The 255-nt window shown below is 35.7% G+C and carries 1 protein-coding gene; it reads right to left on the reverse strand.

The annotated features are described in order from the left end of the window. Positions 1-59: 59 nt before the first annotated feature. Positions 60-255, reverse strand: a 196-nt coding sequence (locus AAEY93_RS20860; RefSeq protein WP_351079613.1) for a DUF3192 domain-containing protein, incomplete at its 5' end; no start/stop codon positions are given.

Below are 255 nucleotides of genomic sequence, written 5' to 3' on the forward strand. Positions count from 1 at the left end.
GTATAATGCGAAAAAATTAGGGCGCAATCAAATTAGCGCCCAATAAATGCTGTAGTTACTTAGTTTGTCAGCATTTGCAGTGCTGAGGCACCAATACCAACTAATTTATCATTTTTAAATACCAACGGTGTGCATTCATCTTTAGTCATTTTACCATCTGAATGGATGCTGTGCGTTGCATAAAATAAGACTTGGTAAACATCCTCTTCTTTTTTGAGTAATTCGGTGAAGTCAGGTGTTTTTAGGGTTTTTAAT

This window comes from Shewanella sp. CAL98-MNA-CIBAN-0140, assembly GCF_040309905.1.
Lineage (GTDB): Bacteria > Pseudomonadota > Gammaproteobacteria > Enterobacterales > Shewanellaceae > Shewanella > Shewanella psychromarinicola.